Raw genomic sequence first — 8595 nt, 5'->3', positions numbered from 1 at the left:
GCGAGGATGACCACCGAGACGGTGAGCAGAATCAGGCTCAGCACGATCGCGGCCTGCAGGTCGGTCTCCAGCGCAAGGTAGACAGCCAGCGGCATGGTCTGGGTGCGGCCCGGATAGTTGCCGGCGGCGCGCAGCACCACGATCGGGTAGTCGTTCACCGCACGCGCCGACTCGGGGAACTCGACCGCGTCGAGTCCGGGGGCGGCGCGGACGTCGGTGCGGTAGACCAGTGCCGCGTCGACCTCGCCGAGGCGCAGCTTGGCCAGCGCGCCCTTGACGTCCTGTTCGAGCGTGGCGGGCGTGAGCCGCACACCCGCCGCGTCCAGCGCGGTGCGCGCGGCGGCGCCGCAGGGCACCTGCTCGGCGCAGAGCGCCACCTTGACGCCGGGGCGGGCGAGGTCGGCCAGGCCGCCGACCCGGGCCGGGTTGCCTCGGGGTACGGCCACGACGAGCTGGTTGCGGACCAGCACCACCGGTTCGCCCGCGGCGTCACCGGCGTCGGTGACCGTCTTCATGGTGGCCGGGGACGCGGCGGCGAACACGTCGGCGGGCGCGCCCTGGGTGATCTGGGTGGCGAGCCCGGAGCTGCCGCCGAAGTTGAATCGGACGGTACGGCCCGGGTGCGCGGCCTCGTAGTCCTTGCCGAGCCGGGTGAACGACTCGGTGAGCGAGGCGGCGGCGAACACCGTCACCGGGCCGGCGCCGTCGGGTCCGGCCGGGGCGTCCGCGTCGCCGCAGCCGGTCAGGCCGAGCGCCGCCACCAGCGCGCCGGCGAGGGCGGCGCGAATCCACCGTACGGTCACGGGCTGGTCCTTCCCCTGGGGGTGGCTCGCTCGACCACGACGGTGGTCGACTTGATCACGGCGACGGCGACGGCGCCGACCTGGAGGTCGAGGTCGTCGACAGCCTCGCGGCTCATCAGCGACACCACCCGGAACGGCCCGGCCTGGATGTCCACCTGGGCCATCACGGTGTCCTTGACCACGGCGGTGACGATGCCGCGCAGCCGGTTGCGGGCCGAGGACAGCTCGGGGTGGCCGGGAGCGCGGACGAACGCTGCGACGTCGGCGCCGTCGAGCACCCGGTGACCGTGCTCGTCGCGGGTGGCCGGCAGCTTGCCGGCGTCGATCCAGCGGCGGACCGTGTCCGCGCTGACCCCGAGCAGTTCGGCTGCCTCACCGATCCGGAACACCGTCACGCGCTCACCCTAGCGACCCGCAGGTGCAAGCTGGAAGGGGCATGGTGGCTCGCATCCGCGAATCTCAAGGCGGCTCGGGAACCGGAACTGCGGGTCAGTCGGCCGGGGTGATCCGGACCCGGCGCAGCAGTTGAGCGTTGAGCGCCACCACGATGGTGGAGGCGGACATCAGCACCGCGCCCAGCGCCGGGCTGAGCGCGATCCCGGCCCAGGCGAGGACACCGGCGGCCAGCGGGATCGCGACCACGTTGTAGCCGGCCGCCCAGGCCAGGTTCTGCCGCATCTTCCGGTACGACGCGCGGGACAGCCGGATCACGCCGCCGACGCCGCGCGGGTCGGAGCCGGCCAGCACCACCCCGGCGGACTCGATCGCCACGTCGGTGCCGGCGCCGATGGCCAGCCCGACGTCGGCGCGCGCGAGCGCCGGGGCGTCGTTCACGCCGTCGCCGACCATGGCCACCGTCAGTCCCCGACCGCGCAGCTCGGCGACCGCCTTGTCCTTGTCGGCCGGGAGCACCTCGGCGAAGACCTCGTCGACGCCGGGCCGGAACCCGAGGTCGGCGGCGACCGCCTCGGCCACCGGGCGCGCGTCGCCGGTGATCATCACGATCTTGCGTACGCCGAGGTCGCGCAGCTCGGCCACGGCGGCCCGCGCCTCCGGGCGGACCTGGTCCTCCAGCCCGAACACGGCGGTCACCTCCGGCGGCCCGCCCTCGGGCAGGCGGACCAGGTGCAGCACCGCGGCGCCCCGGCCCGACCACTCCTGCGCGGCCCGGGCCAGGTCGTCCGGCACCGGGGCGTCGAGCTCGCGCAGCAGGGCCGGCCCGCCGACCGCCCAGTCCACGCCGTCCACCGTGGCGCGCACGCCCCGGCCGGTCAGCGCCCGGAAGCCGCGCGCGACCGGACGCGCCGGGCCGGGCTCGGCGTCGGACCCGGTCGGAGACGTCGGCCCGGGAGACGTCGGCCCGGCGTCGGACGTCGGCCGCGCGTCGGCAGCGGCGACGAGCGCGCGGGCCAGCGGGTGCTCGCTGTCGGCCTCGACCGCGCCGGCCAGGGCCAGGGCGGCCGTGGAGTCCAGCCCCCCGGTGGCGGCCACTCCGGTCACCGTGTGCCGGCCGGTGGTGAGCGTGCCGGTCTTGTCGAACAGGACGGTGTCGACGGTGCGCATCCGCTCCAGCGCGAGCCGGTCCTTGACCAGGATGCCGGCACGGGCCGACAGCGCTGTGGACAGCGCCACCACCAGCGGAATGGCCAGGCCGAGCGCGTGCGGGCAGGCGATCACCAGCACCGTCAGGGTGCGTACCACCGCCTGGTCGGGGTCGCCGAGCAGCGCCCACACCGCGAACGTCGCCAGGCCGGCGAACGCCGCCAGGTAGAACAGCAGCGCGGCGAACCGGTCGGCGAGCACCTGTGCGCGCCCGCCGGAGGCCTGCGCCTCGGCGACGAGCCGCCCGATGCCGGCCAGCGCGGTGTCCGCGCCGACCGCCTCGACGCGTACCCGCAGGGTGGAGTCGGTGGCCACGGTGCCGGCGACCACCCGGTCCCCGGCGGCGCGGGCCACCGGCCGCGACTCGCCGGTGATCATCGACTCGTCCAGCTCGGCGGCGCCCTCGACGATCCGCCCGTCGGCCGGCACCCGTCCGCCGGGGCGCACCAGCACCAGGTCGCCCACCCGCAGCTCGCCGACCGGCACCGGATGCGGCCGCCCGGCGTCGTCCAGGCGCTCGGCGTCGTCGGGCAGCAGCGCCGCGAGGGCGCCGAGCGCGCCGCGTGCCTGCCCGACCGCCCGCATCTCCTGCCAGTGGCCGAGCAGCATGATGGTGACCAGCGCGGCCAGCTCCCACCAGAAGTCCAGGTCGAAAAGGCCGATGCTGGTGGCGGCCGAGGCGAGGTACGCGACGACTATCGCCATCGAGATCAGCAGCATCATGCCGGGGCTGCGTTCGTGCAGCTCACGCAGGCCGCCGGTGAGGAACGGCCAGCCGCCGTAGAGGAAGACCACGGTGCCGAGCACCGGGCCGACCCAGCGCACGCCGGGAAGGTCGATCGAGTAGCCGAACCAGTCCATCACCATGTGACTGGTGGCGACGATCGGCAGGGTCAGCGCCAGGCTCAGCCAGAATCGGCGGCGGAACTGCTCCGGGTCGTGCCCGGCGTGCGCGCCGCCGCCATGATCGGTGCCGTGGTCGCCGTGGTGAGCGGGTGAGTGCTCCATCGGGCGTCACCTCCGCCGACCACCATACCCCCTGGGGGTAATACGTGACGGGCGATCAGCGCTGGGGGCGGGCGCCGACGCTCGGCCGGTCCGCCGGAGGGCGGCCCTGCCAGGGCCACCGGCCGTCCAGCTCCACCTCGAGGGAGAAGCTGAGGAACGTACGGACCAGCACGATCAGCGCCAGCACGCCGACGCTGGTGAACGTAGGCGACACCGCGACGGTCCGGATGATGTCGCCGCCGACCAGGAACTCCAGGCCGAGCAGGATGGCCCGGCCGACCCCCTGCCGGTACGCGCGGTAGTGCGCCACCACCTGCCGGGTCCGGGCGCAGCGCACCGCGAACACGACTGTGGCGACCGCGACGCCGACCGCGATCACCAGCACCCCGGCCAGGTCCAGCAGCGCCCCGACGTGCTGGACGATCTCCTTCGTCGGCACCCGGCACCCCCGCACCAGCCTGGCGTACGGCCGGTCGCGGGGGCGGCGTTTCCGCGCTCCCGCCACCCGGAGGGCGGGAGCGCGGAGGCGTGCTCAGTCCTGGGCCTGCCAGCGGTAGAAGACGGTGGCCAGGGAGTCCTGCGGGCCCTGCCACTTCTCCGGCCGGTACGGCTCGATGTACGGGCCGAGGTCCTGCATCACCTTGCCGAAGGCGGGCTTGTCGCCGTGCCGGTCGCGGGTGGCCTCGGCCGCCGACGTCTCCTGTTCCAGCAGGTGCACGTAGACGTCGTCGATCGAGTAGAGCCAGCGGCCGGTGACCCCGAGGTCGGCCGGGAGCGACCCGGCGTCGGACTCGGCGAAGACCCGCGCCACGTCCGGCTCGGCGCCGGGCTTGATCCGCCCGACGATGACGGTGAGCGTGGTGTCGGCGGGCGGCTCGCCCTCGGGCGCCCAGTGGTAGAACTCCTTCGCCACCGAGTCCGACGGGTTTTTCCAGTAGCGCGGGTACGGGGTCACGTACGGGCCGATCTCCTCGGCGATCTTCTGGAAGGCGGGCAGCCCGCGCGTCTGCCCGGAGATCCGCGGGTCCTGCTCCCGCTCGATCACGTGCAGGTAGAGGTCGTGGTGGGACAGCAGGTACCGGCCGATGACGCCCAGGTCCTGCGGCCGGGTGGCCTGGTCGTAGTGGCCGAACACGTCGCCGACGATCTGCTCGCTGCCGGGGACCATGTGACAGACGATCACGTTGCGGAAGACCATGACTGCTCCTTGATGATTGCGACGGGGGCGGCGGCGCGAGGCGGCGGCGCCGTCAGGCGGTGAAGGTGACAGGCAGTTCCAGCAGGCCGCGGAACGGCGAGGCGGCGGGGAGCCGGCGCACCTGCGCGAGCGGCACGCCCAGGCGCAGTCCGGGCAGCCGGCGCAGCAGCGCGCCGAGCGCGAGTTCGGCCTCCATCCGGGCCAGCGAGACGCCCAGGCAGTAGTGGACGCCGTGCCCGAACCCGAGGTGCGGGCCCCGGACGCGGCGCAGGTCCAGCCGGTCCGGGTCGGCGAAGTGCGCCGGGTCGTGGTTGGCCGCGTTGATCGCGACTCCGACGATCGCGCCGCGTGGGATGCGTACGCCCTGGTAGTCGACGTCCTCGGTGGCGATGCGCGGGCTGGCCACGGGCAGCGGCCCGTCGAACCGGAGCAGTTCCTCGATCGCGGCCGGCAGCAGGCGCGGCGTGGCGCGCAGCAGTTCCATCTGCTCGGGGTGGGTGAGCAGCGCCAGCACCGCGTTGCCGAGGAAGTCGGCGGTGGTCTGGTGCCCGGCGAACAGCAGCAGGAACGTGGTGGTGACCAGTTCCGCCTCGGACAGCGTCCCGTCCTGGTCGACCGCCCGGATCAACGCGGCGATGATGTCGTCGGCCGGGTCGTCGCGTTTGGCCCGGACCAGCCCGGCCAGGTAGTGGTGCAGCCGCAGCTGGGCCTCCTGCACCGCGGCCCGTTCCTGCGCCGGCGGCCGGCTGGTGGAGCCGGAGGTGCGGATGACCTGGGTCCAGTCGAGCACCCGGTCGTGGTCGGCCGGCGGCACGCCGAGCAGTTCGCAGATGACAGTCATCGGCAGCGGGATGGCGAACTCGTGCATCAGGTCCGCCTCGCCGTGCGGCGCCATCTTGTCGATCAACTGGTCGACGATCGACGCCACCCGGGGGCGCAGCGCCTCGATCCGCCGCGGCGCGAACGCCTGCGACACCACGCGACGCAGCCGGGTGTGCTCCGGCGGGTCGGAGTTGAGCATGTTGCGGTTCAGGCCCTCGGAGTTCGGGCCGAAGATCTTCAGGTAGTGCTGGTCCGGGCCGTACAGGTCCTTGGACAGGCGCGGGTCGGTCAGCGCGGTGCGCGCGTCGTCGAAGCGGGTGATCAGCCAGGAGTCGAAGCGCGGCGAGCCGACCGGGCAGACCGGCCGCTCGGCGCGCAGCCGCGCCAGCGCGGGGTACGGGTCGGCCGCGAACGAGTCGGTGTACAGCTCGCTCGCCGGCATCACGTCGTCGGTCATCGCCCCTCCCCCGGCTCGCCGGCCACGCTGTGCAGCACCTGGTAGGTGTGCCGGTCCGCGGACTCGCGCAGCTCCCGGATGACGCGCAGCAGCCGGTCGCGCTGCTCGCTGCGGCCGAACGCGTCCAGCCGCTCGCGGTCGGCCCAGTCGCTGATGACCAGGTAGCTGCGCGGGTCGTCGGCGTCACGGACCAGGTCCTGGTGCAGGCAGCCGTCCAGGGTGCGGATCTGTTCGGCGGCGCTGAGCCATTCGGCCTCGAAGCGCTCCGCGCACCCCTCCCGGGTCCGCATCGCCAGCACGGTCCGGACCCGGCTCACCGCGCGCTCCCGAACACCAGGTGCAGGTGCTTGCGCAGCGCGTCCGGGTCGACCGGCGCGCCCCGGAAGCCGACGTGCCCGTCCGGGCGGATCAGGTACAGGCCGGTGCCGTCCAGCCCGTACCCGGCGCGGAAGCGGCGCTTGGCGTCGCGCACCACCGGCGGGTCCAGCAGTCGCGGTTCGTCGGCGTCCGGGTCGAGCAGCAGGTACGCGTCGAGTTCCCCGCCGGCGAGCCGCCGCGCGTCGGCGCACAGGCCGGTGAACGCGGCGAGTTCCTCCGCGCCGGCCGTGCGGTCGGCGTAGAGCAGCAGCGTGTGCCGGGTGCCCCGGGTCAGGTCACGCAGCCGCAGCGGGTGGCCGACGCCGCGGCGGCGCAGCCCGTCGACGTCGGGCGCGATGTCGCCGGGGCGGGGGGCGTCGCCGAGCGCGGCCGGGTCGGCGACGGTCTCCCCGACCAGCGGGCTGCCGGCGTAACTGAGCAGCATGGACATCTCCTGGAGGAACTGCCGTTCCAGGTCGGCGCGGTCCACCTCCTCGGTGCCGGCCATCCGTACCGCCCGGCCGACGATCTCCTCGCCCTCCGGCCGCCGCTCGGTCTCGTAGCTGTCCAGCAGTCCGGGCGCGGCGAGCCCGCGTACCGCGAGCGCGAGTTTCCAGGCCAGGTTCCAGGCGTCCTGGATGCCGGTGTTCATGCCCTGGCCGCCGGCCGGCGGGTGCAGGTGGGCGGCGTCCCCGGCGACGAAGATCCGGCCGTCGCGGTAGCGGTCGACGATGCCGTGGCTGATCCGGAACACCGACGACCAGCGCAGGTTGCTCGCCCGGGTGCCGGGTGGCGCGAGGCGGTCCAGCGCGGCCTGCACGTCTTCGATGGTGGGCTCGTCGAGTTCCTCGCTGAACCCGGGCGGGGCGTCGCGTCCGCCGGTCTGGGCGAAGAACCGGGGCGGGGCGAGGGTGGCTATGCGGTAGCGGTGCTCGCCGCGCAGCGGTACGCAGACGAGCATGCCGTCCATCTGCCCGTCGGTCATGTGCAGGAACCGCAGCAGGTGCCCGTCCGGCATGTCCCAGTCCACGTCGACGTCGACCAGCATGAACAGTTGCGGGAACCGGCCGAGCCCGCCGGTGAAGGTGAGCCCGAGCTGCTCCCGGACGCGGCTGTGCGCGCCGTCGGCGCCGACGACGTACCGGGCGCGTACCGTCTCGGTGCCGCCGTCGGCGGTGCGGACGGTGGCGGTCACGCCGTCGGCGTCCTGGGTGAGGTCGGCGAGTTCGGCGCCGCGCCGCGGGCGCACCCCGAGGGCGGCGAGCCGGTCGGTGAGGATGCGCTCGGTCTCGTACTGCGGCAGGCCGAGGTGGGCGTACGGCAGGCCGGGCAGCTCCCAGCTCATCCGGTGGGTCTGCGCGCCGTTGACGAACACCATGTTGCCGGTGAGCCAGATGCCGGCGTCCATGGCCTCCCGGACGACGCCCTGCTCCTCCCAGATCTCCATGGTGCGGCAGTGCACGCCGATCGCCTTGTCGGCGTGGCCGGGCGGGGTGGCCTGCTTGTCGATCACCAGGCAGTCGATGCCCCGCCGGGCCAGTTCGACGGCGGCGGTCAGCCCGGTGGGCCCCGCCCCGACGACGAGTACGTCTGTTGTCCTGTGCACGTCGGCCTCCCAGCCCGTGGTGGGGTGACTGCTGCCGTCCGCGTCGGGCACGACGTGGAACAGGCGGCGCCGGATGTCGAGAAGGAACGGTGCGATCGGTCCGGCCTGCGCGGAGGCGTGGGCCGGGTCGCTGATCCAGGCGAGGAACGGCGCGGCGCCGTCCCACTCGGCGAAGATGTGGTGGATGTCCGAGCCGGGTTCGCGCAGCAGCTGCTCGCGGCGGTAGCCGGGTATCGCGGTCATCCGCCGTACCACCTCGGGGTAGCCCCGGTGGAACTCGGCGAGCCGGTCGCGCGGCACGGTCAGCTCGACGTCCACGTAGACCGGGCCCTCGCCGTCCCCGGTCTCGCGCAGCAGCGGGTAGCCGGGGCCGTCGGCCGGCTCGGTCAGCGGCTGGAGCAGGCCGGCCAGGCGGGCCGCCACCGGCCCGCGCCGGTACGCGCGCAGCGCCGCCTCGTCGGCCCATTCGGTGACGACGACGAAGCCGCGCGGGTCGAGGGCGTCGCGCAGCAGCTCGTGCCGCAGGTTGCCGGCTAGCGCGCCGAGCTGCCCCGCCACGGTCTCGAACGCGGGCCCGACGGCGGGCTCGCACCCGGGGCGCGCGCGCAGCCGGAGCATCGTCCTGATCATGCAGCCCCCTCGAACCGTGCCGTCGTCGTGCCGCGACCCTGCCGCAGCCCGCGTCACCACCTCGTCACCGTCGACCCGCCGGAGGTCCGGCCCCGGTGACGCCGCCGGGACG

The 8595-nt window shown here is 74.4% G+C and carries 8 protein-coding genes; all 8 read right to left on the bottom strand.

Going from position 1 to position 8595, the window contains the following annotated elements; translation table 11 throughout:
- A partial coding sequence (gene modA / locus KBX39_RS15320; protein WP_312247368.1) for a molybdate ABC transporter substrate-binding protein occupies positions 1-803 on the bottom strand: 803 nt, incomplete at its 3' end.
- The gene (locus KBX39_RS15315; protein ID WP_043323433.1) at positions 800-1198 is read right to left on the bottom strand and encodes a molybdopterin-binding protein; all 399 of its coding nucleotides are present in this window, start codon (positions 1196-1198) and stop codon (positions 800-802) included. The genes modA and KBX39_RS15315, both read right to left, overlap by 4 nt.
- 94 nt (positions 1199-1292) lie before the next feature.
- A complete protein-coding gene (locus KBX39_RS15310; RefSeq protein WP_210871169.1) occupies positions 1293-3413 on the bottom strand; it encodes a heavy metal translocating P-type ATPase in 2121 nt (706 codons plus the stop codon).
- A gap of 55 nt (positions 3414-3468) precedes the next feature.
- Entirely contained in the window at positions 3469-3852 is a 384-nt protein-coding gene (locus tag KBX39_RS15305) for a DUF1622 domain-containing protein (protein ID WP_113972909.1), read from the bottom strand.
- Between the two features lie 93 nt (positions 3853-3945).
- Positions 3946-4611, bottom strand: coding sequence for a TcmI family type II polyketide cyclase (locus KBX39_RS15300; protein ID WP_043323429.1), 666 nt, complete (start codon positions 4609-4611; stop codon positions 3946-3948).
- Positions 4612-4663: 52 nt separating this feature from the next.
- On the bottom strand, positions 4664-5890 hold the full coding sequence (locus KBX39_RS15295) for a cytochrome P450 (protein ID WP_043323426.1): 1227 nt from the start codon (positions 5888-5890) through the stop codon (positions 4664-4666).
- Complete coding sequence (locus tag KBX39_RS15290; RefSeq protein WP_043323424.1) at positions 5887-6207, bottom strand: putative quinol monooxygenase; 321 nt, start codon at positions 6205-6207, stop codon at positions 5887-5889. The genes KBX39_RS15295 and KBX39_RS15290 overlap by 4 nt, the downstream gene beginning before the upstream one ends.
- The gene (locus tag KBX39_RS15285) at positions 6204-8471 is read right to left on the bottom strand and encodes an FAD-dependent oxidoreductase (protein ID WP_247660228.1); all 2268 of its coding nucleotides are present in this window, start codon (positions 8469-8471) and stop codon (positions 6204-6206) included. Before KBX39_RS15285 ends, KBX39_RS15290 begins: the two co-directional genes overlap by 4 nt.
- Between the last annotated feature and the right edge of the window lie 124 nt (positions 8472-8595).

This window comes from Micromonospora sp. D75 (assembly GCF_018070405.1).
Lineage (GTDB): Bacteria > Actinomycetota > Actinomycetes > Mycobacteriales > Micromonosporaceae > Micromonospora > Micromonospora chalcea.
The sequence above is the reverse complement of the archived record's forward strand: the minus strand, read 5'-3'. Positions and strand labels throughout refer to the sequence as shown.